Annotated in this window: 17 protein-coding genes; 9 read left to right on the forward strand and 8 right to left on the reverse strand. The window is 67.8% G+C overall.

Features of this window, described 5'->3' with window-relative positions; all coding sequences use genetic code 11:
* The first annotated feature begins 282 nt into the window (after window positions 1–282).
* Together BMY35_RS21640 and BMY35_RS21645 are read left to right on the forward strand one after the other, a co-directional pair.
* A complete protein-coding gene (locus BMY35_RS21640; RefSeq protein ID WP_256229126.1) occupies window positions 283–1,929 on the forward strand; it encodes an Ig-like domain-containing protein in 1,647 nt (548 codons plus the stop codon).
* Window positions 1,930–2,155: 226 nt separating this feature from the next.
* Window positions 2,156–3,331: an MFS transporter gene (locus tag BMY35_RS21645; protein WP_206169379.1), complete on the forward strand. Its 1,176-nt coding sequence runs from the start codon at window positions 2,156–2,158 to the stop codon at window positions 3,329–3,331.
* A 2-nt stretch (window positions 3,332–3,333) separates the two neighbouring features.
* Here BMY35_RS21645 and BMY35_RS21650 read toward each other — a convergent pair whose 3' ends face one another.
* Window positions 3,334–4,407 (reverse strand): ROK family protein, encoded by a 1,074-nt coding sequence (locus BMY35_RS21650; protein WP_093203492.1) that lies wholly within the window; start codon window positions 4,405–4,407, stop codon window positions 3,334–3,336.
* Between the two features lie 111 nt (window positions 4,408–4,518).
* Between BMY35_RS21650 and BMY35_RS21655 the strand changes: the two genes are divergently transcribed.
* A complete protein-coding gene (locus tag BMY35_RS21655; RefSeq protein WP_093203495.1) occupies window positions 4,519–6,075 on the forward strand; it encodes an ABC transporter permease/substrate-binding protein in 1,557 nt (518 codons plus the stop codon).
* Between the two features lie 7 nt (window positions 6,076–6,082).
* On the opposite strand, the gene BMY35_RS21660 is transcribed toward BMY35_RS21655, so the two are convergent.
* The 7 genes from BMY35_RS21660 to BMY35_RS21690 all read right to left on the reverse strand — a co-directional run bounded on the left by BMY35_RS21660 (window position 6,083) and on the right by BMY35_RS21690 (window position 13,442).
* On the reverse strand, window positions 6,083–7,519 hold the full coding sequence (locus BMY35_RS21660; protein ID WP_093203497.1) for an aldehyde dehydrogenase family protein: 1,437 nt from the start codon (window positions 7,517–7,519) through the stop codon (window positions 6,083–6,085).
* Between the two features lie 90 nt (window positions 7,520–7,609).
* A complete protein-coding gene (gene gudD / locus BMY35_RS21665; RefSeq protein WP_093203500.1) occupies window positions 7,610–8,971 on the reverse strand; it encodes a glucarate dehydratase in 1,362 nt (453 codons plus the stop codon).
* A gap of 16 nt (window positions 8,972–8,987) precedes the next feature.
* On the reverse strand, window positions 8,988–9,974 hold the full coding sequence (locus tag BMY35_RS21670; protein WP_093203503.1) for a Bug family tripartite tricarboxylate transporter substrate binding protein: 987 nt from the start codon (window positions 9,972–9,974) through the stop codon (window positions 8,988–8,990).
* A 5-nt stretch (window positions 9,975–9,979) separates the two neighbouring features.
* Window positions 9,980–10,429, reverse strand: coding sequence for a nuclear transport factor 2 family protein (locus tag BMY35_RS21675; protein WP_093203506.1), 450 nt, complete (start codon window positions 10,427–10,429; stop codon window positions 9,980–9,982).
* A gap of 47 nt (window positions 10,430–10,476) precedes the next feature.
* The gene (kdgD, locus tag BMY35_RS21680; protein WP_093203508.1) at window positions 10,477–11,388 is read right to left on the reverse strand and encodes a 5-dehydro-4-deoxyglucarate dehydratase; all 912 of its coding nucleotides are present in this window, start codon (window positions 11,386–11,388) and stop codon (window positions 10,477–10,479) included.
* A 54-nt stretch (window positions 11,389–11,442) separates the two neighbouring features.
* Entirely contained in the window at window positions 11,443–12,450 is a 1,008-nt protein-coding gene (locus BMY35_RS21685) for a Bug family tripartite tricarboxylate transporter substrate binding protein (protein WP_093203511.1), read from the reverse strand.
* A gap of 128 nt (window positions 12,451–12,578) precedes the next feature.
* A complete protein-coding gene (locus tag BMY35_RS21690; RefSeq protein ID WP_093203616.1) occupies window positions 12,579–13,442 on the reverse strand; it encodes a FadR/GntR family transcriptional regulator in 864 nt (287 codons plus the stop codon).
* Window positions 13,443–13,667: 225 nt separating this feature from the next.
* Between BMY35_RS21690 and BMY35_RS21695 the strand changes: the two genes are divergently transcribed.
* The 6 genes from BMY35_RS21695 (at window position 13,668) to garD (ending at window position 20,064) form a co-directional block, all read left to right on the forward strand.
* On the forward strand, window positions 13,668–14,480 hold the full coding sequence (locus BMY35_RS21695) for an NAD-dependent epimerase/dehydratase family protein (RefSeq protein ID WP_093203513.1): 813 nt from the start codon (window positions 13,668–13,670) through the stop codon (window positions 14,478–14,480).
* A 4-nt stretch (window positions 14,481–14,484) separates the two neighbouring features.
* The gene (locus tag BMY35_RS21700; protein ID WP_093203516.1) at window positions 14,485–15,375 is read left to right on the forward strand and encodes an SMP-30/gluconolactonase/LRE family protein; all 891 of its coding nucleotides are present in this window, start codon (window positions 14,485–14,487) and stop codon (window positions 15,373–15,375) included.
* Between the two features lie 39 nt (window positions 15,376–15,414).
* Window positions 15,415–16,395 (forward strand): TRAP transporter substrate-binding protein, encoded by a 981-nt coding sequence (locus BMY35_RS21705; protein ID WP_093203519.1) that lies wholly within the window; start codon window positions 15,415–15,417, stop codon window positions 16,393–16,395.
* 141 nt (window positions 16,396–16,536) lie between these two features.
* Complete coding sequence (locus BMY35_RS21710) at window positions 16,537–17,025, forward strand: TRAP transporter small permease (RefSeq protein ID WP_093203521.1); 489 nt, start codon at window positions 16,537–16,539, stop codon at window positions 17,023–17,025.
* A 146-nt stretch (window positions 17,026–17,171) separates the two neighbouring features.
* Window positions 17,172–18,467, forward strand: a complete 1,296-nt coding sequence (locus tag BMY35_RS21720; protein ID WP_093203527.1) for a TRAP transporter large permease — start codon at window positions 17,172–17,174, stop codon at window positions 18,465–18,467.
* A gap of 22 nt (window positions 18,468–18,489) precedes the next feature.
* A complete protein-coding gene (gene garD / locus BMY35_RS21725; RefSeq protein ID WP_093203529.1) occupies window positions 18,490–20,064 on the forward strand; it encodes a galactarate dehydratase in 1,575 nt (524 codons plus the stop codon).
* Window positions 20,065–20,129 lie beyond the last annotated feature (65 nt).

Raw genomic sequence — 20,129 nt, forward strand, 5'->3', positions numbered from 1 at the left:
TACCTACCGGTTTCGGGGATTGACAGGCTTGCCCAGCCACCGGTTCGCCATCGGAAGGGCTCGAACGGATCTCCCTGCACCCCCTGCGTAGCGGGGTAGCCCGCTTGGGCACGGCCTCCCGCGGGGCCGACCGAAGCGCCGTCCGTCCGAGTCCTGCGCCCCGGCCTCCGGGGAAAACCGATGCGAGCTTTCTTCTCGCTGCGCACCCTGGCCAATCTGGCGTTTGCTGCCATACCAACGGTATTCGCACTGTCTGGAATCGCGACGCCCGCCTTCGCCGCCATGGACGAGGTCGGCCGGGCCGCCCCCAGCACTCATCGCCTGAAGTTCATCGTCGACCCCGAGCTCGCCGCCGACATCGGACCCGCCGAGGCGGGCCGCCGGCTCGCCCAGTACGTGGCCGACGTCAACACCGTGTTCACGCGCGAAACGGTGCGCAGCTTCGCCTTCGACCCCGCTGCCGACCTGCAGCTGCTCGCGCCCGCGAACGCGCCGCAGTGCAGCTACAACGGGCTGGTCAACGGCGAGGTGGTGGTGTGCGTCTCGAAGTCCACGCGCGGCTACAGCCACGGCGGGCTGTCGATGAGCTGGACCTTTCCGCAGAAGGGCGTGGCCTGGAACCTGAACTGGATCGCCATTCACGACCCGCTGCGCCTCTCGCGCGCGCCCACGCCGGGCGCGCCCGAATCCACCGAGAAGGACTACCTGGGCCGCCAGCTCAAGACGCTGATGCACGAGCTGGAGCATGTGTTCGGCGCCGGCGCGGGCGAGTACTACAACGGCATCGCCGTCGCCGACACCACCGGCGTCGCGCCAGTCACCGATCTGGCGCTGGCCAACGATGCCGACCGCTACTGGTGGACCCGTCAGCACTGGCGGCTCGACCCCCTTCTGGGCACCGTCTTCGAGCAGCGCCGCGATCCGGCGGCCAACCGCGTCGCCACGCTCGAGCTGATCCGCTTTACCGAAGGCACCAAGGCCAACATCAACACCGACTGGACCGACTGGCCCAAGCTCGGCAGCTCGAAGTTCATGGCCGGCACCACCGCCACCCAGGTGCGCGTGACCGATCGCGACACCGGCACCGCCCTGCCCGGCGCGCAGGTCTCGGTGTGGCGCAACCCGGGAGCCGGCAAGCCGCTGGTGATGCTGGTGACCGGCGTGGCCGACGCCTCCGGCCGCTTCGTGTTCGACTGGGACTGCGGCTTCAGCTGCTTCGCCACCGGCAAGACGACGCTGCTCGTCAAGGCCCGCGCCGCCAACCGCGCGCCCGGCGCGAGCTGGTTCACCATCTTCGATGCCTTCGAGCAGAAGGCGGTGCAGGGCCAGCAGATGTTCACCATCGACCTGGCGCTCGGCGGTGCCGACACCGCGCCGCCCACCGTGTCGGTGGCCGCGCCCTCCATGGCCACCGTCGGGCAACTCACGGTCATCGCGCCGGCCGTGGTGGACAACGCCGGCGTGTGGGGCGTCAAGGTGCTGGGCAGGGACAGCATCCCGATCTGTACCTTCACCGCCCCGCCCTACACCTGCAGCTGGACGCCGAGCGCGCCGGGCGTTCAGACGATCCGCGTGGTCGCCGTCGACGCGGCGGGCAACTCGGCCGTGGCCTCGGCCAACGTGATCGTCAATCCGCCCTCGGACACGGTGCCGCCCACCGTGGCGCTCTCCGCGCCCGCGAGCGTCGCGACCGGCATTGCGGCAAGGCTCACCGCCACTGCTTCCGACAACGTGGCCGTGGCCGAGCTGAAGTTCATCGTCGACGGCAAGACCGCGTGCACGCTGCGCGCCGCGCCGTACGTGTGCGCGTGGACGCCGAAGAGGCCCGGCGCCGTGAACATCGAGGCGCGTGTGGCCGATGCGGCGGGAAACGTTGCCTCAGTCTCCGCAAGCGTGCGCATCGAAGGATTGCGGGCCGAGGACCTGTAGCCGCGGCCGCTCGTCACCCAAGCGCATCGCGCGGCTCCTTCCTGTTCGTGAAAGTTTCACACCTCCGCAAGCAAGGAGTGAAATCTTGCGGTTTATTCGGAGTAATGAGGCCACCAGAATCCGTCGCTTCACAAGCTTCGCAGAGGCAACCGGAATGAGCACCCAGCCCCTTACTCCTGCCGCCGAGGCCTCCACGAGCCCGACATCGGCCGGCGCTTCGCCCCGCGTGTTCTCGCTGTTCTGCCTCGGCGGCTACCTGCTATCGATGTCCTATGGCACGACCTTCCTGCTGGCCTTGCTGGTCGCCTCGCGCGGCGGCAACGAGGGCGACACCGGTCTGATCATCTCGACGGCCATCGTCAGCACGATCGTGGCGGTGATCCTGTCGGGCCATGCCAGCGACGCCGTGGGGGCACCGCGCGCGGTGGGTGTGTCCGGCCTGATCCTGTCCGCCAGTTGCCTGGGTTTTGCCCTCGTGCCGGGCGTGGGCCAGAGCATGCGGATCTGCGGTCTTCTGCTGGGCTGCGGCTGGGGGGCGTTCTACACGCTCGGGCCGATCATCGTGGCTGCCATCGTTGAACCGGCACGGCGCATCCGGTACTTCGCGCTGCTGTCCGGCAGCATGATGAGCGGCATCGGCAGCGGGCCGATCCTGGGCCGGGGTGCGAAGCTTCTGGGCTGGCCGCTGGAAGCCACATATTGGCTTGCCGCGGCAACGAGCCTGTGCGGCGCATTGATCTTCTTCTTCCTGCACGAGCCGATCCGCCGCATCACGGCCACCCAGGGCGCGGCCAGGGCCACCCGGCTGTCCTGGGCAAGCCTCTTGCGGGTACTGCAGGCGAAGGCGGTCTTTCCAATCGCGATGGTGGGGCTCGGGGGCGCCATCTTCGGGGGCCTGTCGAGTTTTCAGACCGCCTACGCCGCAGCCAAGGGACTGGACTTCTCGATCTTCTTCATCGGCTTCATGGGTGCGGCCATCGGTTGCCGCATGCTGCTTTCAGGCATCGTCGTCCGCCAGAACCCCCACCTCGCAGCTGCCGTCCTCACCTTCCTTGTCGTCCTGTCGATCGCGATGTTCCGGTTTCTCGTGAGCGACTGGCCCAGCTATCTGCTCGCCTCGGTGACGCTGGGCGTGGGCTACGGCCTGACCTATTCGGTCATCAACGGACTGGCCGCCAACGAAGCGCCGCAGGGCGAGACGCCACAGGCGCTGCTGTTGTTCAGCCTGTCCTACTTCATCGGCGTGTTCGGCTATCCCCTGCTCGCCGGCCACCTGATCGTGGCCCAGGGCATTCCGGCCCTGCTGTCGGCCACGATGCTTATTGCGCTCGGCAACTTCGCCATCGCGCTGGGCCGCCTGCTGCCACGGCTGCGGGCCATGGCAAGACAGACGACGGGCTGACATCAGTCCCTGTTGGTGAAGCTCGCGTTGCCGAGCCCGGTGCCGATGGTCAGCACGCCCCAGTGCCGCACGTCGCGCATGAAAGGCAACTCGCTCAGGCCCTGCACCACCGCGTCGTTGTGCATCAGCACCAGCGTCGGGCCGGAGCCCATCATCGGCATACGGCGCCACAGCTGGCTGGGCAGGTGGAAGGCGTGGCCCTCCCAGTCGCCCGGCAGGTTCTGCGCTCCGCGGGCGATGGAGCCGTCGGGCCGGATCAGCCCCGGGCAGCCGATGCCGACGAAGGGCGCGAGCCGGATCTTCTTGCGCTCGCTGTAGCGCACCATGTCCTCGAGCATGCCGGCGATGTGGTCGACCATGCCGCCGCGGTTCGGGCCCTCGTCCGCGTGGCGCCACTTCTCGCGCCGAACCACCTTCGCCAGCGAGAAGTCGGGCGCCTTGCGGTGGCGCGTCTTCACGATGCCGCAGCGCACGTTGGTGCCGCCTATGTCCACGGCGAGGATCGCGTCGTGGCCCTTCAGCATGGCGGGCGGCACGAGGTGCGCCCAGCCGATCAGGCCGCCGTCGTCCACGTCGTGCGACAGGCGGGCGATCTGCACGTGCGGGCCAAGCTCCTCGAGGATGGCGGCGGCCTGCAGGATGGCGCGCTCGCCCACGTCGCTCTCGGGAAAGCCGCCGCCGATCACGATGCGCTCGACCTTCTTCCACGAGGGCTGGCGCATGAAGCGCTGGATCACGGAGGCCAGTTCCTGCGCGAACTCCTCGATGGCCACATGCATCAGGTCGGTGGCTTCGGACGCCTTCTTCTCCTGCAGCACGCGGTCGAGCTCCTTCTTGGCGAGGTCGCGCGAATGCGATTTGCCCAGCGGATCCTTGCCCTTCCTGCGGCGGCGCTTGCGCCAGTGTTCGAGCAGTTCGCGAAATGCGGTCTGGCTGGCCTGGTCGCCGACGAAGCCGTCCTTGTCGCGCAACTGCAGGCTGTAGCCGTCGACCTGCAGGCCTGGCAGTTCGCGCAAGCCGTGGACGTCGGGGCCGGGAAGGTCGACTTCTTCTTTCGCGGGCTTGGTCTTCTTCATCGCACCCGACTGTGAGCCTCGCCAGCCGCCTGCCCCATCGGCTCGGCGCACCATGGCGTGTAGGAGATTGGCGGGTACGCCGAACGGGGCGTTGTCTATACACTGGCCCGGATGCACCTGCCCCGCAGCCTCCTGCGCGCCGCCCTGCTCTTCGCCCTCGCCTGGCTTGCCGTCTGCGGCATCGCGCGGGCGGCGGACGAGACGCTGCGCGTCGGGTCCAAGCGCTTCACCGAGTCGTACATCCTGGCCGAGTTGCTGGCGCAGACGGCGGCACCGCACACGGCCACGCCGCCCGTCGTGCGGCAGGGGCTGGGCAACACGGCCATCGTGTACGAGGCGCTGCGCTCGGGCGCCATCGACCTGTACGCCGAATACACCGGCACCATCGCGCTCGAGATCCTCAAGGGCGCACCGGCCGACACGCGCGAAGCGATGAACGCCGCGCTCGCGCCGATGGGCCTGGGCGTGGCGATCCCGCTGGGCTTCAACGACGGCTATGCGCTCGCGGTGCGCGCCGCCGACGCCGAGCGGCTGGGCCTCCGAACGCTGAGCGACCTGGCGAAGCACCCCGAGCTGAAGTTCGGCCTGTCGAACGAATTCATCGGCCGCGCCGACGGCTGGAAGGGCCTGGCCGGACGCTACGGCTTCACGCAGACGCCCACCGGCCTCGATCACGGGCTGGCCTACGACGCGGTGGCCGCGAAGCAGATCGACGTGATCGACATCTACACCACCGACGCCAAGATCGACCACCTCGGCCTGCGCGTGCTGGAGGACGACAGGAAGTACTTTCCGCGCTACGACGCGGTGGTGCTCTACAAGCTCGACCTGCCCACGCGGCTGCCCAAGGCCTGGGCTGCGCTGCAGGCGCTGGAAGGCAAGGTCGACGAGCACGCCATGATCGCGATGAATGCACGCGCCGAACTGCAGAGCGTGCCCTTCGACGTGATCGCTCGCGACTTTCTCGCGAGCACGGGCAGCAAGGATGCGAAGGCGCAGCCGAAGGAAGAACGCCGGGGTTTCATGGCCAAGCTGTTCGGGCCGGACCTGTGGAAGCTCGCGCGCCAGCACCTGCTGCTGGTGGCGCTGTCGGTGGGCATCGCCGTCCTCGTCGGCGTGCCGATCGCAATCCTGGTGTTCCCTCATGTGCGGCTGCGCGCGGTGGTGCTGGGCTTCGCGAGCCTGCTGCAGACCGTGCCCTCGCTGGCGCTGCTGGCCGTGCTGATCTCGATGCTGGGCGCCATCGGCGCGCTGCCGGCGCTGATCGCGCTCACGCTCTATTCGCTGCTGCCGATCATGCGCAACACGGTGACGGGGCTGACCGAAGTGCCTAACGGCCTGCGCTTGGCGGGCACGGCACTTGGCATGACGCCGCCGCAGAGCCTCCGGCTGGTGCTGCTGCCGCTCGCGCTGCCCACGCTGCTGGCGGGCGTGCGCACGGCCACGGCGATCGCCATCGGCACGGCGACCATCGCGGCCTTCATCGGCGCGGGTGGATTCGGCGAGCGCATCGTGACGGGGCTGGCGCTCAACGACCGCGAGCTGCTGGTGGCGGGCGCGCTGCCTGCAGCCGCGCTGGCACTGCTGAGCGAAGGCGTGTTCGAGCTCGTCGAATACATCATGCGAAGACGCCGCCGCGCGCCGCCGTCTTCGCTTCCGCCCGCCTGAAGACCGGTCAGGCCAGCGTGTAGGCCGTCTTCACCGTCGTGAAGAACTCCTGGGCGTAGCGACCCTGCTCGCGCGGGCCGTAGCTGCTGCCCTTGCGACCGCCGAAGGGCACGTGGTAGTCGACACCCGCCGTCGGCAGGTTGACCATCACCATGCCGGCCTGGCTGTGGCGCTTGAAGTGCGTGGCGTACTTCAGCGAGGTGGTGGCGATGCCGGCCGAGAGCCCGAACTCGGTGTCGTTGGCCGTGGCCAGTGCTTCCTCGTAGTTCTTCACGCGGATCACGCTGGCCACCGGGCCGAAGATCTCTTCCTTGTTGATGCGCATCGCGGCGGACGATTCGCTGAAGAGTGCGGGCGACATGTAGTAGCCGTCGGTCTCCAGCTTCAGCAGCTCGCCGCCAGCGGCCAGCGTGGCGCCCTCGCCCTTGCCGATGGCGACGTATTCCATGTCCTGGTCGAGCTGCGACTTCGACGAGACCGGGCCCATGTCGGTGCCCTGCGCGAGCGCGTCGCCCACCTTGATCTTCGCCATGCGTTCCTTCATGGCGGCGATGAACTTCGGATAGATGCCTTCGGTGACGATGAGCCGGCTCGATGCGGTGCAGCGCTGGCCGGTCGAGTAGAAGGCGCTCTGCACGCTCAGCTCCACGGCCTGCGCGAGGTCGGCGTCGTCGAGCACCACCTGCGGGTTCTTGCCGCCCATCTCGAGCTGCACCTTCTTGTGGTTGGTGACGCACTGCACCGCGATGTTGCGCCCCACGCCCACCGAGCCGGTGAAGCTGATCGCATGGATGCCGGGGTGGTTGACCAGCGCATTGCCGATCACGCTGCCGCGCCCCATCACGAGGTTGAACACGCCCGCCGGAATGCCCGAGCGGCTGATGATCTCCGCGATCGCCCAGGCGCAGCCCGGCACGAGGTCGGCGGGCTTCAGCACCACGCAATTGCCGAAGGCCAGTGCAGGCGCGATCTTCCAGGCCGGAATGGCAATCGGAAAGTTCCATGGCGTGATGAGGCCGACCACGCCGACAGGCTCGCGCGTGATCTCCACGCCGATGTTGGGCCGCACCGAAGGCAGCACCTCGCCCGACAGGCGCAGGCACTCGCCCGCGAAGAACTTGAAGATGTAGCCCGCGCGCGCGGCCTCGCCGATGCCCTCGGCCTTGGTCTTGCCTTCTTCGCGCGCCAGCAGCGTGCCCAGCTCTTCCTTGCGCGCGAGGATCTCGTTGCCGATCTTGTCGAGCGCGTCGGAGCGCGCCTGCACGCTGCCCGTGGCCCAGGCCGGGAAGGCCGCGGTGGCGGCGGCCACTGCCGCGTCGACGTGCGAGGCATCGCCTTGCGTGTACTGGCCGATCACGTCCGACAGGTTGCTCGGATTGACGTTCGGGCTGTAGCCCGCGCCGGCACGCCATTCGCCGCCGATGAGGTTGTCGAAGTTCTGCATGTTGGGTTCCTTGCTGCTCGATGGATGAAAAGAAAGAAGCCGGAGCGAGGGCTCCGGCTGCGGGAATGATGAGAAACGGAGACTACGCCTTTACCTGACCATGCAGGGCTTCTTGTTGTCGAAGGTCCATCCCGGAATCAGGTACTGCATGGCCTGCGCGTCGTTGCGCGCGCCTAGGCCGTGCTTCAGGTACAGCTGGTGCGCCTTCTCGACTTCGTCCATGTCGAGTTCCACGCCCAGACCGCCGCGCGTGGGCACCTTCACGAAGCCTTCCTCGATCTGCAGCGGTGCCTTGGTCAGGCGCTGGCCGTCCTGCCAGATCCAGTGCGTGTCGATGGCGGTCACCTTGCCCGGCGCCGCAGCGGCCACGTGGGTGAACATCGCGAGCGACACGTCGAAGTGGTTGTTCGAGTGCGAGCCCCAGGTCAGGCCCCAGGCCTGGCACAGCTGCGCCACGCGCACCGAGCCCTGCATGGTCCAGAAATGCGGATCGGCCAGCGGGATGTCGACCGACTGCAGCGAGAGGCTGTGCACCATCTCGCGCCAGTCGGTGGCGACCATGTTGGTCGCGGTCGGCAGCCCGGTGGCGCGGCGGAACTCGGCCATCACCTCGCGGCCCGAGAACACGCCCTCGGCGCCGCACGGGTCTTCGGCATAGGCCATCACGCCGTGCAGGTCGCGGCACAGGCGGATCGCGTCCTGCAGCAGCCAGCCGCCGTTGGGGTCGAGCGTGACGCGGGCATTCGGAAAGCGCTCGTGCAGCGCACGGATCGCCTCGACTTCTTCCTCGCCGCGCAGCACGCCGCCCTTGAGCTTGAAGTCGGTGAAACCGTAGCGCGCATGCGTGGCCTCGGCCAGGCGCACGATGGCCTCGGGCGTCATGGCTTCCTCGTGGCGCAGGCGCAACCAGTCGTTGTCGGCGTCGGGGTCGCTCTCGTAAGGCAGATCGGTCTTCCTGCGATCGCCCACGTAGAAGAGATAGCCAAGCATCTGCACCGCGTCGCGCTGCTGGCCTTCGCCGAGCAGGGCCGCCACGGGCACTTCGAGGAACTGGCCCAGCAGGTCGAGCAGCGCGGCTTCGACGGCGGTGACCGCATGGATGGTCACGCGCAGGTCGAAGGTCTGCAGGCCGCGCCCGCCGCTGTCGCGGCCGGCAAAAGCGCTGCGCATGCTGTTGAGGATCGCGTTGTGACGGCCGATGGGTTGGCCGACGATGAGATCGCGCGCGTCTTCCAGCGTCTGGCGGATCTTCTCGCCGCCGGGCACTTCGCCCACGCCGGTGTGGCCGGCGCTGTCGGTCAGGATCAGCAGGTTGCGCGTGAAGAACGGGCCGTGCGCGCCGCTGAGGTTCATCAGCATGCTGTCGTGGCCCGCGACGGGGACCACGCGCATGCCGGTGACGACGGGGACGCCTGTCACGGCTTTGGAAACAACGGATTCAGGGCTTGTCATCTTCGGGCTGCGTGCTTCAGTCTGCGGTGATGTGGCGGGTGTCGATCAATGTCTTCCAACGCGTCCATTCGCGCAACTGGAAGGCGGTGAATTCATCGGGGGTGCTGGCGACGATTTCCAGGCCCTGGTCGAGCATGCGTTTCTTCGTCTCAGGGTCTTGCATGGCGGCGATGACCGCGTCGCTCAGCTTCTTCTTCACGGCGGGCGGCAGGCCCTTGGGCGCAGCCATGCCCTGCCACGAATAGACCTCGGCCCCCCTCACGCCGGCCTCGGCCAGCGTGGGCACGTCAGGCAGCACGGGCGAGCGCTTGTCGCCAGTGACGGCAATAGCGCGCAGCTTGCCGGCCCGGATGTGCGGCAGCACGGCATTGACGTTCTGGAACGAGAAGTCGACCTGGTTGCCCAGCAGGTCGTTGACCGCCGGCGCCCCGCCCTTGTAGGGCACGTGCACGCCTTCGGTCTTCGTCTGCTGCCAGAAGAGCTCGGCAGAGAGATGGTCGGACGAGCCGTTGCCCGAGCTCGCGAACGAGACCTTGCCCGGCGTCTTGCGCAGCAGCGTCAGCACGTCGGCCACCGTGTGCTCGGGCCGCGCGATATTCGCGACCAGCACGTTGGGCGCCTGCACGGGCACGCTGATGTAGTCGAAGTCTTTCGTCGCGTCGTAGGGCACGCTCTTCTGCAGGTGCGGCGTGACGACGAAGGCGCCGAGCGAGGACACCAGCAGCGTGTAGCCGTCGGGCGCAGCGCGCTTGACCTGGCCCGTGCCGATGGTGCCGGTGGCGCCGGGCCGGTTGTCGACGACGAAGCTTCCGCCGAGCCTGGTCTGCAGCTGCAGCGCGATGGCGCGCGCGACCATGTCGGTGGAGCCGCCGGCCGGGAACGGCACGACGATGGTCACCGGCTTCTGCTGCGGCCATGCATCGGACTGCGCCGAGGCGACCTGGGGCAGCAGCACCGCCGAGGCAGCCGCGAGGGCCGCCCCAAGAAGAACTCTCTTCTTCATTCGACCTAGATCCTCACAGCCTGCCGGGCCAACAGCTTCCAGCTGCCGCCCTGCTTCTGCCAGACGCCCAGGATCTTCAACGCCACCTTGCCGGGCTTGCCCGAGTCGTTGGTGTCCGCCGTGAGGGTGTGGCGCACGATGGCGGTGTTGCCGTCGACCACCTTGACGGTCTGGTCGGTGATGGCGATGGTCACGAAGTCGGACTTGCCGTCGAGCAGGTCGGCGATGAAGCTGGTCTTGGTGTCGACCTTGCCGCCGGAGTGGCCGTAGCTGAGGTCGTCGGCCACCAGCGCGCCCAATGCGGGAGCGGTGGGGTCGATCATCGCGATGCGCAGGCGCTCGGCGGCGGCGGCCACTTCGGGCGCGGCCGACGCGGCATTGCCCGAGGGCATCACCGAGCAGGCCGAGAACAGGGCTGCCGAGGCGGCGACCAGGAAGAGCTTCTTGAGGAACATGTTGTCTTGTCTCCGTTGTTGTGGTTTCGTCTTCAGGCTGGCGCGGCTTACTGCGGGCCGAGCGAGTCGATCAGCGCCTTGAGCTGCTCCATCTCGGCGGGCTTCAGGTCGGTGAGAGGCGCGCGCACGGGGCCGGCGTCGTGGCCGACGATCTTCGCGCCGGCCTTCACGATGCTCACGGCATAGCCGGGCACGCGGTTGCGCAGCTCGAGATAAGGCATGAAGAAGTTCTTCAGCAGGCGGTGCTGCGTCGGCAGGTCGTCGGCGGCGACGGCCCTGTAGAAGTCCATGGCGGTCTTCGGAATGAAGTTGAAGACGGCCGACGAATACACCGGCGTGCCCATCGCCTTGTAGGCGGCGGCGTAGACCTCGGCGGTGGGCAGGCCGCCCAGGTAGGCGAAGCGGTCACCCATCTTCTGGTAGATGGCGACCATGGCTTCGATGTCGCCCACGCCGTCCTTGAAGCCGACGAGGTTGGGGTTGCGCTCGGCCAGCGCGGCCAGCGTGTCGGGCTTCAGGCGGCTGGTGGCGCGGTTGTAGACGATCACGCCGAACTTCACGCTCTTGCACACGGCCTCGACGTGCGCAGCCAGGCCTTCCTGGCCGGCCTCGGTGAGGTAGTGCGGCAGCAGCAGGATGCCGTGCGCGCCGGCCTTCTCGGCGGCCTGCGCGCACTGGATGGCGAAGCGCGTGGGGCCGCCGGCGCCCGCGATGATCGGCACCACGCCGCGGCAGGTGTCGACCGCGGTCTTGATGATGCCGGGGTACTCGTCGCCGGTGAGCGAGAAGAACTCGCCGGTGCCGCCGGCCGCGAACAGCGCGCTCGCGCCGTAGGGGGCGAGCCATTCGAGGCGCTGCTCGTAGCCCTTCTTGTTGAAGTCGCCGTTGCTGTCGAAGTCGGTCAGCGGGAACGAGAGCAGGCCGGAGCCCATGATGGTCTTGAGTTCTTGCGGATTCATCGGGAACGTCCAGTGAAGATTCGAAAAAAGAAAAAGAGGGGATGAGGAAGCCGGTCAGTCGAGCCTGACGTTGGCCTCCTTGACGACTTGAGCCCAGCGCGCGCGCTCCTTGGCGAAGAACTGGTCCTGCTCGGCCGGAGTCATGGTCACGACCTCGGCGCCCTGCCCCGCGAGGCGGGCCCGGATGTCGGCGGTGCGGATGATGCGGACCAGCTCGCGGTTGAAGCGCGCGACCACCGCGTCGGGCACGCCGCGCGCCGCGACCATGCCCTGCCAGGTGCCCGACTCGTAGCCGGGAGCGCCCTGCTCCGCGATGGTCGGCACGTTGCCGATCAGCGGCATGCGCGTGGCCTTCGAAACCGCGATCAGCTTGAGCTTGCCGGCCTGCACCTGCGGGTAGGTGGCGAGCATGCCGTTCATGAGCACCTGCGTCTGGCCCGCGACGGTGTCGAGCACCGCCTGCACGCCGCCCTTGTAGGGCACGTATTCCCACTTGGCGCCGACCCGGCGCTGCAGCTCGATGCCCGCGAGGTGCGCGGTGCTGCCGCTGGCGGTGACGGCGAAATTGAGGTCGCTCTTCTTCGAGAACTCTACGAGCTCCTTCAGCGTGTTCGCCTGCACCGAGGGATGCACCACCAGCAGGTGCGGCGAGTAGGCCAGCATGGCCACGCTGCGCAGGTCCTTCGACGGATCGAAAGGCAGCTTGGGGTAGAGCGACGGGCTGATGGCAAGCGCGCCGAGGTCGCACAGCATCAGCGTGTAGCCGTCTGCCGGCGCCTTGGCCAGCAGGTCGGCGCCGAGATTGCCGTTGGCGCCCGCGCGGTTGTCGATGATGACCGACTGGCCCAGCGCCTCCGAAAGAGGCTGGCTGATGGCGCGCGCAATGATGTCGGACGAACCGCCCGGCGGGTACGGGACGATGATGCGGATCGGCTTCGAGGGCCAGTTGCCGGTGCCGCCCTGCGCGCCTTGGGCTCCCTGGGCGAGGGAGCGCATCGGCAGGCTGGCGGCCAGCGTCGTGGCCAGGGCGGCGCCCAATGCGCCGCGTCGGTTGATGGTCATGCTGCCTCCTGTTGTTCGATGGTCGTCATGGCTCGCACGACTGATGACTGATCGCACAAGTTATCAGTCATCGTACAACTAGAAAGATGACTTGTCCAGCATGGCGGACAAGAAAAATCAGCGGAGGATCAGTGCGAGGGGGTGCCGTCGGACGACGGCGCGGGCGCATCGCCCCCGGCGGAGGCATCGGCCTTCGCCTTCTGCTGCGCGGCTTCCTGAGCCATGCGCAGCCGCTCGCGGCTGTTGGTCAGGTGGATGCGCATGGCGGCGCGCGCCGACTCGGGATCGCGCCGCGCGATGGCCGCGTAGATCTCTTCGTGCTCGCGGTTGACGCGGCTCAGGTAAGGCGCCCCGCCCTCGTGCGTGCGGATGGCGCTGATGCGGGTGCGCGGAATGAGCGTGGTGCCCAGGTGCCGCATGATGTCCGCGAAATAGGGGTTGCCGGTCGACTCGGCGATCTGCAGGTGGAAGCGGAAGTCCGGCCCCACCGTGTCGCCCGCCACGACCACGTTGCGCTCGAAGTCGTCGAGCGCCTGGCGCATTGCGACGAGCTGCTCGTCGGTGCGGCGGCTGGCGGCGAGGCCGGCCGATTCGGTCTCCAGGCTGATGCGCAGCTCCAGCACGGCCAGCACGTCCACCGAGGCGGCGATCTCGCCCGGATCGAGGCGGAACACCCCGCCCGTGCGCGGCTGCAGCACGAAGGTGCCCACGCCGTGCAGCGTCTCGACGAGCCCGGCGGCCTGCAGCTTCGACAGCGCCTCGCGCACCACGGTGCGGCTCACGCCGTAGGCCTGCATGATGGCCGACTCGGTCGGGAGCTTGTCTCCCGGCCGTAGCGACTGGTTGCGGATCTTCTCGCCGAGGTCTTCCACCAGCCCGTGGGCCAGCCCCCGCGCGCGCTGGCGCGGACGCCCCACGAAGGAAGGAGCAGCGGAAGCCGTTTCCACCGGCGCCTCCGCCACCAAGGGATTACCCGCAGTCGACTGAACCATGGCCACGATGATAATCTCCAAACTAGTTGTACGACAACAGATAACTTATCACTCAACTCCCAGGAGTCGCAGGCCGATGCGCCGGCGGTTTTCCGGTCTTCACGACACCGACATGCAGCGCCCCTTCGACTTCGCTCCGTCGGCATCGTACCGGCCGCTTCAGGAAGTACGCCGTGACGGCAGCCCCTCGAAAACCATGACTCCCGCGCGCAAGGACGGGCAACCATGACAGACAACAACAAGATGAACCGCCTCCTGCTGACCGGCGCGGCCGGCGGGCTCGGCAAGGTGCTGCGCGAGCGGCTCAAGCCTTTTGCGAACGTGCTGCGGCTGTCGGACATCGCCGCGCTTTCGCCGGCCGCGGATGCGCACGAGGAAGTCGTGCCCTGCGATCTCTCGGACAAGGCCGCGGTGCACGCGCTGGTCGAGGGCTGCGACGCCATCGTCCACCTGGGCGGCGTGTCGGTCGAGCGGCCGTTCGAGGAAATCCTCGAGGCCAACATCAAGGGCGTGTTTCACGTCTACGAAGCCGCGCGCCGCCACGGCGTGAAGCGCGTGGTGTTCGCGAGCTCGAACCACGTGATCGGCTTCTACAAGCAGAGCGAGCACATCGACGCCCACGCTGCGCGCCGGCCCGACGGCTACTACGGCCTGTCGAAGTCCTTCGGCGAGGACGTGGCCCAGTTCTATTTCGACCGCTGGGGCATCGAGACGGTGAGCATCCGCATCGGCTCCTCGTTCCCCGAGCCGGCCAACCGCCGGATGATGAGCACCTGGCTCAGCTACCGCGACCTGACTTCGCTGATCGAGAAGTCGCTCTTCACGCCCGACGTGAAGCACACCGTGGTCTACGGCATGTCGAGCAACCGCGACGTGTGGTGGGACAACAGCGCCGCCGCGCACCTGGGCTTCATGCCGCAGGACAGCTCCGAAGTATTCCGCGACAAGGTCGAGCAGCAGCCTCCCGTTGCGCCGACCGACCCGAACGCCATCTACCAGGGCGGCGCATTCACCGCACAGGGCCCATTCGGCGATTGAGGCAATGCAAGCTGAACTCGTCCTCGACGCGCGCAACGGCACCGGCGAAAGCCCGGTGTGGCACGCCGCACAGCAGGCGCTGTACTGGGTCGACATTCCGGCACGCACGCTGAACCGCTGGCATGCGAGCGAAGGCCATGCGCAGTGGAAGGCCGACGAAATGATCGCCTGCATCGCGCCGCGCGCCGATGCACCCGGCGAGTGGATCGCCGGCATGGAAAGCGGCCTCTTCTCGGTGAAGCCGCAGGCCGACGGCACGCTGACCGCCGCCTCGCTCGCCCCTGTCGAGCACGCGGCACCCGCCATGCGCTTCAACGACGGCCGCTGCGACCGCCAGGGCCGCTTCTGGGCCGGCACCATGCTGCTCGACATGGCCGCCGGCTCGCGCGTCGGCCGCCTCTACAGCTACGGCAAGGGCGACAGCAACGCCACCTTGCGCCTCGACGACTTCATCGTGCCCAACGGCCTGGCCTTCAGCCCCGACGGCCGCACGATGTACCTCTCGGATTCGCACCCCACCGTGCAGGCCGTCTGGGCCTTCGACTACGACACGGAAACCGGCACGCCCGGCAACCGGCGCCTCTTAATCGACATGAAGCCCCTGCCCGGCCGCCCCGACGGTGCCGCCATGGACACCGACGGCTGCTACTGGATCTGCGGCAACGACGCCGGCCTGGTGCACCGCTTCACGCCCGACGGCCGGCTCGACCGCTCGCTCGAAGTGCCGGTGAAGAAGCCCGCCATGTGCGCCTTCGGCGGCGCAGGGCTCGACACCCTGTTCGTCACCTCGATCCGCCCCGGCGGCATCGACCTGAGCGACCAGCCGCTGGCCGGCGGCGTCTTCGCACTGCGGCCGGGCGCGCAGGGCGTTCCGGAACCGGCCTTCGGCAGCTGAACCTTTTTTCAACAACCACCAAGCAAGAGGACGAGACAAATGAAATTCGCCAAGAAGACCCTGATCGCAATTTCCGCGTGCGCAGCAGCCGCGCTGACCACCATGGCTGCACACGCCACCGAGTTCCGTTCGGCCGACATCCACCCCGACGACTACCCCACCGTGACCGCGGTGAAGTTCATGAGCGAGCGCCTGAAGGCGCTGTCGGGCGGCAAGCACAGCATCAAGGTGTTCAACAACAGTGCGCTCGGCAGCGAGAAGGACACGATCGAGCAGACCAAGATCGGCGCTCTGCAGATGGTGCGCGTGAACATCGCGCCGATGAACAACATCTGCCCCGAGACGCAGGTGCCGACCATGCCCTTCCTGTTCCGCTCGGTCGACCACCTGCACAAGGTGCTCGACGGCCCGATCGGCGAGGAGATCCTGAAGTCTTGCGAGAAGCAGGGCTTCGTGGGCCTGGCCTACTACGACAGCGGCGCGCGCTCGATGTTCACGGCCAAGAAGCCGGTGCGCAACTTCGCCGACATGAAGGGCCTGAAGGTTCGCGTGCAGCAGTCCGACCTGTGGGTGTCGATGCTCGAGGCCATGGGCGCCAACGCCACGCCGATGCCCATGGGCGAGGTCTACACCGGCCTGAAGACCGGGCTGATCGACGCCGCCGAGAACAACTACCCCACGTACGAAAGCGCGCGCGCCTTCGAAGTGGCCAAGTACTACAGCAAGACCGAGCACTCGATGGCGCCCGAGATGCTGCTGTTCTCCAAGCGCGCGTGGGACAAGCTCTCCGCCGAGGAGCAGGGCTGGATCCGCCAGGCCGCCAAGGAGTCGGTGCCCTACATGCGCAAGCAGTGGGAAGAGCGCGAAGTGAAGTCGCTGGCCACGGTGAAGGCCGGCGGCGCCGAGATCATCGAAGTGGACAAGGCTCCGTTCCAGGCGGCGATGAAGCCGGTGTACGACAAGTTCATCACCGACGCGAAGCTCAAGGACCTGGTCAAGCGCGTGCAAGACACGAAGTAAGCGAACCGATCTGCTGAACCAGCTCCTTCCCCCTCTGGGGGAAGGCCGGGATGGGGGCACGACGGCGTCGGAGTAGATACGCCGCTGCGCCCCCACCCTGCCCTCCCCCAGAGGGGGAGGAGGAAAGAGAGAAGAACCTTCATGTACACCAAACTTTGCCGCACCCTCGCGCGTGCATGCATGTGGTTGGGCATCCTGGGCCTCGTCGCGGTGATCTGCGCCGTGAGCTGGCAGGTGTTCGGCCGCTACGTGCTCAACAACACCCCCACCTGGGCCGAAAGCCTCGCGCTGCTGCTGGTGCTCTACGTCACCATGCTCGGCGTGGCCGTGGGCGTGCGCGACGCGGGCCACATCGGACTCGAATCCTTCCTCGTCCTCGCGCCCGACTGGCTGCGGCTGAAGATGGAATACCTCATCCACGCGCTGATCCTGGTGTTCGGCCTGGCCATGGCCTGGAACTGCGCCGAGCTGGCCGGTTCGGTCTGGGAATACCGCCTGCCCACGCTGTGGATCTCCGAAGGCTGGAAGTACGTGCCGGCCTCCGTCTCGGGCGTGCTGATCGTCCTCTTCTCCATCGAACACATCATCGCCTTGGCCCAAGGCCGCGAAGTAGAACCCGCCTGGGGATAACGAATGCACACCCCCAGGCTTCGCGCACTTCGTGTCGCTTCTCCAACTCCCTTGCAGGGGGCAATGCCTGCGGCCCGGCAAAGCCGGTTCCGCGGCATTCCCCGAACAGTCCATAGCGCCCCCATTCAAGGCGAGGCGGCCAGATCATGACCATTCCCCTGTTGATTCTCTGCCTCTCGTTCACGCTCTTCCTTTTGCTGGGCGTGCCGGTGGCTTTCTCCATCGGCCTTTCAGCCCTGGCCACACTGCTCTATGAAGGCCTGCCACTGGCGGTCGGCTTCCAGCAGATGACCTCGGGCATGGGCATCTTCTCGTTCCTCGCCATCCCGTTCTTCATCTTCGCCGGCGAGTTGATGCTCTACGGCGGCATCGCCGACCGCATCGTCAACCTGGCGCGCGACCTGGTGGGCCACGTGCGCGGCGGCCTGGGCATGTCGAACGTGGTGGCCTGCACGCTGTTCGGAGGCGTCTCGGGCTCGCCCGTGGCGGACGTCTCGGCCATGGGCGCCGTGATGATCCCGATGATGAAGAAGGAGGGCTATCACGCCGACTACGCGGTCAACGTGACGACCCACGCGGCGCTGGTGGGCGCGCTGATGCCGACCAGCCACAACCTCATCATCTATTCGCTGGCTGCCGGCGGAAAGGTGTCTATCGCGGCGCTGATCCTCGCGGCGCTGCTGCCTGCGGCGGTGCTCACCATCAGCAACCTCGTGGCCGCCTACCTGGTGGCGGTGAAGCGCGGCTACCCCGCCGGAACCTTCCCCGGCTGGGCCATCGTGGGACGCTCGTTCGCCGCGGCGCTGCCGGGCCTGTTCGTGGTGCTGCTGATCCTGGGCGGCATCCTGTCGGGCATCTTCACCGCGACCGAATCGGCGGCGGTGGCCGTGCTCTACGCGCTGGGCCTCACGATCTTCGTGTACCGCACGCTGAAGTGGGAGCACTTCGTCAAGGCGGCCTCGAAGGCGGTGCGCACCACCGGCGTGATCCTGCTGCTGATCGGCATCTCCAGCACCTTCGGCTATCTCATCAGCCTGTACGGCGTGGCCGAGCTCACCGGGCAGATGCTGTCGCAGGTGACGAGCACGCCGTGGGTGATCTTCCTGCTCATCAACATCATCCTGTTCGTGCTGGGCACCTTCCTGGACATGGCGGCCACCATCCTGCTGTGCACGCCGATCTTCCTGCCCATCGCGCAGCAGTACGGCATGACCTCGGTGCAGTTCGGCATCGTGATGCTCATCAACTGCGCGCTGGGCCTGAACACGCCGCCCGTGGGCACGACGCAGTTCGTCGGCTGCGCGATCGGCGGGGTGTCGGTGGGAACGGTGATGCGCACCATCTGGCCGTTCTACGGCGCGCTGATCTTCGCGCTGGGGGTGGTCACCTTCGTGCCCGCGTTCTCCACATGGCTTCCCAGCATGTTCATGGTGGTGAAGTAAGCAAGGCAAGGAAGATCCCGCGATGACCGAGACCACCCGCCCACCGCTCTACATCCGCATCCACGCGGCCGACAACGTCGCCATCGTCGCCAACGACGGCGGGCTGAAGGCCGGCGCGGAGTTCGCCGACGGCCTGCGGCTGGTGGACAACGTGCCGCAGGGCCACAAGGTCGCGCTGGTCGACCTGGCCGAAGGCGACGCCATCCGCCGCTACGACGTGGTCATCGGTTACGCGCTGAAGGCGCTGCCGCGCGGCAGCTGGGTGCACGAGCGCGTGATGCGCATGCCGACCGCGCCCGAGCTCGACGGCCTGCCCATCGCCACCGTCAAGCCCCCTGCCCTCGCGCCGCTGGAGGGCTACACCTTCGAGGGCTACCGCAATGCCGACGGCTCGGTGGGCACGCGCAACATCCTGGCCATCACGCAGACGGTGCAGTGCGTGGCGGGGGTCACCGAGTTCGCGGTGCAGCGCATCAAGACCGAGCTGCTGCCGAAGTACCCCAACGTCGACGACGTGGTGGCGCTGGAGCACACCTACGGCTGCGGCGTGGCTATCGACGCGCCGGACGCCATCGTGCCGATCCGCACGCTGCGCAACATCAGCCTCAACCCCAACTTCGGCGGCGAGGTGATGGTGGTGAGCCTGGGCTGCGAGAAGCTGCAGCCCGAGCGGCTGCTGCCGCCGGGGAGCATTCCCATCGTCGACAAGCGCGGCGAGGCCGAGGCCGACGCCGAACTCGACGTGGTCTGCCTGCAGGACGATGCGCACGTCGGCTTCATGTCGATGATCGATTCGGTCATGCGCCAGGCCGACGAGCACCTTGCCCGCCTCAACGCACGCAGGCGCGAGACCGTGCCCGCCAGCGAGCTGGTGGTAGGCGTGCAGTGCGGCGGCAGCGATGCATTCTCGGGCGTCACCGCGAATCCGGCCGTGGGCTTCTGTACCGACCTGCTGGTGCGCGCGGGCGCCACCGTGATGTTCTCCGAGACCACCGAGGTGCGCGACGGCATCGACCAGCTCACCTCGCGCGCATCCACGCCCGAGGTGGCCGAGGCCATGATCCGCGAGATGGCCTGGTACGACGCCTACCTGAAGAAGGGCCTCGTCGACCGCAGCGCCAACACCACGCCGGGCAACAAGAAGGGCGGGCTCTCGAACATCGTCGAGAAGGCGATGGGCTCCATCGTCAAGTCGGGCTCGGCGCCGATCACCGGCGTGCTCGCGCCCGGCGAGAAGGCCGCGCAGAAGGGCCTGATCTACACCGCCACGCCGGCCAGCGACTTCATCTGCGGCACGCTGCAGCTGGCCGCCGGCATCAACCTGCATGTGTTCACCACCGGACGCGGCACGCCCTACGGGCTGGCCGAGGTGCCGGTGATCAAGGTCGCCACGCGCAGCGACCTCGCGCGCCGCTGGCACGACCTGATGGACGTGAACGCGGGGCGCATCGCCGACGGCGAGGCCAGCATCGAGGACGTGGGCTGGGAGCTCTTCCGGCTGATGCTCGACGTGGCCAGCGGCCGCAGGAAGACCTGGGCCGAGCACTGGAAGCTGCACAACGCGCTCGTGCTCTTCAACCCCGCGCCCGTGACCTGAGGAGGCACGCTCGGCCGCAGCGGAGCAAGCGGCTGCGGGGGAAAGTCATTCTGGAAAGTCCGGCT

The organism is Variovorax sp. YR750 (genome assembly GCF_900109805.1).
Classification (GTDB): domain Bacteria; phylum Pseudomonadota; class Gammaproteobacteria; order Burkholderiales; family Burkholderiaceae_C; genus Variovorax; species Variovorax gossypii.

What these genes read in the sequence shown, in the direction of transcription:
- BMY35_RS21640 (WP_256229126.1), top strand. Translation starts at nt 283, where the DNA reads ATGGACGAGGTCGGCCGGGCCGCCCCCAGCACTCATCGCCTGAAGTTC.
- BMY35_RS21650 (WP_093203492.1), bottom strand. Translation starts at nt 4,407, where the DNA reads ATGAAGAAGACCAAGCCCGCGAAAGAAGAAGTCGACCTTCCCGGCCCC.
- BMY35_RS21655 (WP_093203495.1), top strand. Translation starts at nt 4,519, where the DNA reads ATGCACCTGCCCCGCAGCCTCCTGCGCGCCGCCCTGCTCTTCGCCCTC.
- BMY35_RS21660 (WP_093203497.1), bottom strand. Translation starts at nt 7,519, where the DNA reads ATGCAGAACTTCGACAACCTCATCGGCGGCGAATGGCGTGCCGGCGCG.
- gudD (WP_093203500.1), bottom strand. Translation starts at nt 8,971, where the DNA reads ATGACAAGCCCTGAATCCGTTGTTTCCAAAGCCGTGACAGGCGTCCCC.
- BMY35_RS21670 (WP_093203503.1), bottom strand. Translation starts at nt 9,974, where the DNA reads ATGAAGAAGAGAGTTCTTCTTGGGGCGGCCCTCGCGGCTGCCTCGGCG.
- BMY35_RS21675 (WP_093203506.1), bottom strand. Translation starts at nt 10,429, where the DNA reads ATGTTCCTCAAGAAGCTCTTCCTGGTCGCCGCCTCGGCAGCCCTGTTC.
- kdgD (WP_093203508.1), bottom strand. Translation starts at nt 11,388, where the DNA reads ATGAATCCGCAAGAACTCAAGACCATCATGGGCTCCGGCCTGCTCTCG.
- BMY35_RS21685 (WP_093203511.1), bottom strand. Translation starts at nt 12,450, where the DNA reads ATGACCATCAACCGACGCGGCGCATTGGGCGCCGCCCTGGCCACGACG.
- BMY35_RS21690 (WP_093203616.1), bottom strand. Translation starts at nt 13,442, where the DNA reads ATGGTTCAGTCGACTGCGGGTAATCCCTTGGTGGCGGAGGCGCCGGTG.
- BMY35_RS21695 (WP_093203513.1), top strand. Translation starts at nt 13,668, where the DNA reads ATGACAGACAACAACAAGATGAACCGCCTCCTGCTGACCGGCGCGGCC.
- BMY35_RS21700 (WP_093203516.1), top strand. Translation starts at nt 14,485, where the DNA reads ATGCAAGCTGAACTCGTCCTCGACGCGCGCAACGGCACCGGCGAAAGC.
- BMY35_RS21705 (WP_093203519.1), top strand. Translation starts at nt 15,415, where the DNA reads ATGAAATTCGCCAAGAAGACCCTGATCGCAATTTCCGCGTGCGCAGCA.
- BMY35_RS21710 (WP_093203521.1), top strand. Translation starts at nt 16,537, where the DNA reads ATGTACACCAAACTTTGCCGCACCCTCGCGCGTGCATGCATGTGGTTG.
- BMY35_RS21720 (WP_093203527.1), top strand. Translation starts at nt 17,172, where the DNA reads ATGACCATTCCCCTGTTGATTCTCTGCCTCTCGTTCACGCTCTTCCTT.
- garD (WP_093203529.1), top strand. Translation starts at nt 18,490, where the DNA reads ATGACCGAGACCACCCGCCCACCGCTCTACATCCGCATCCACGCGGCC.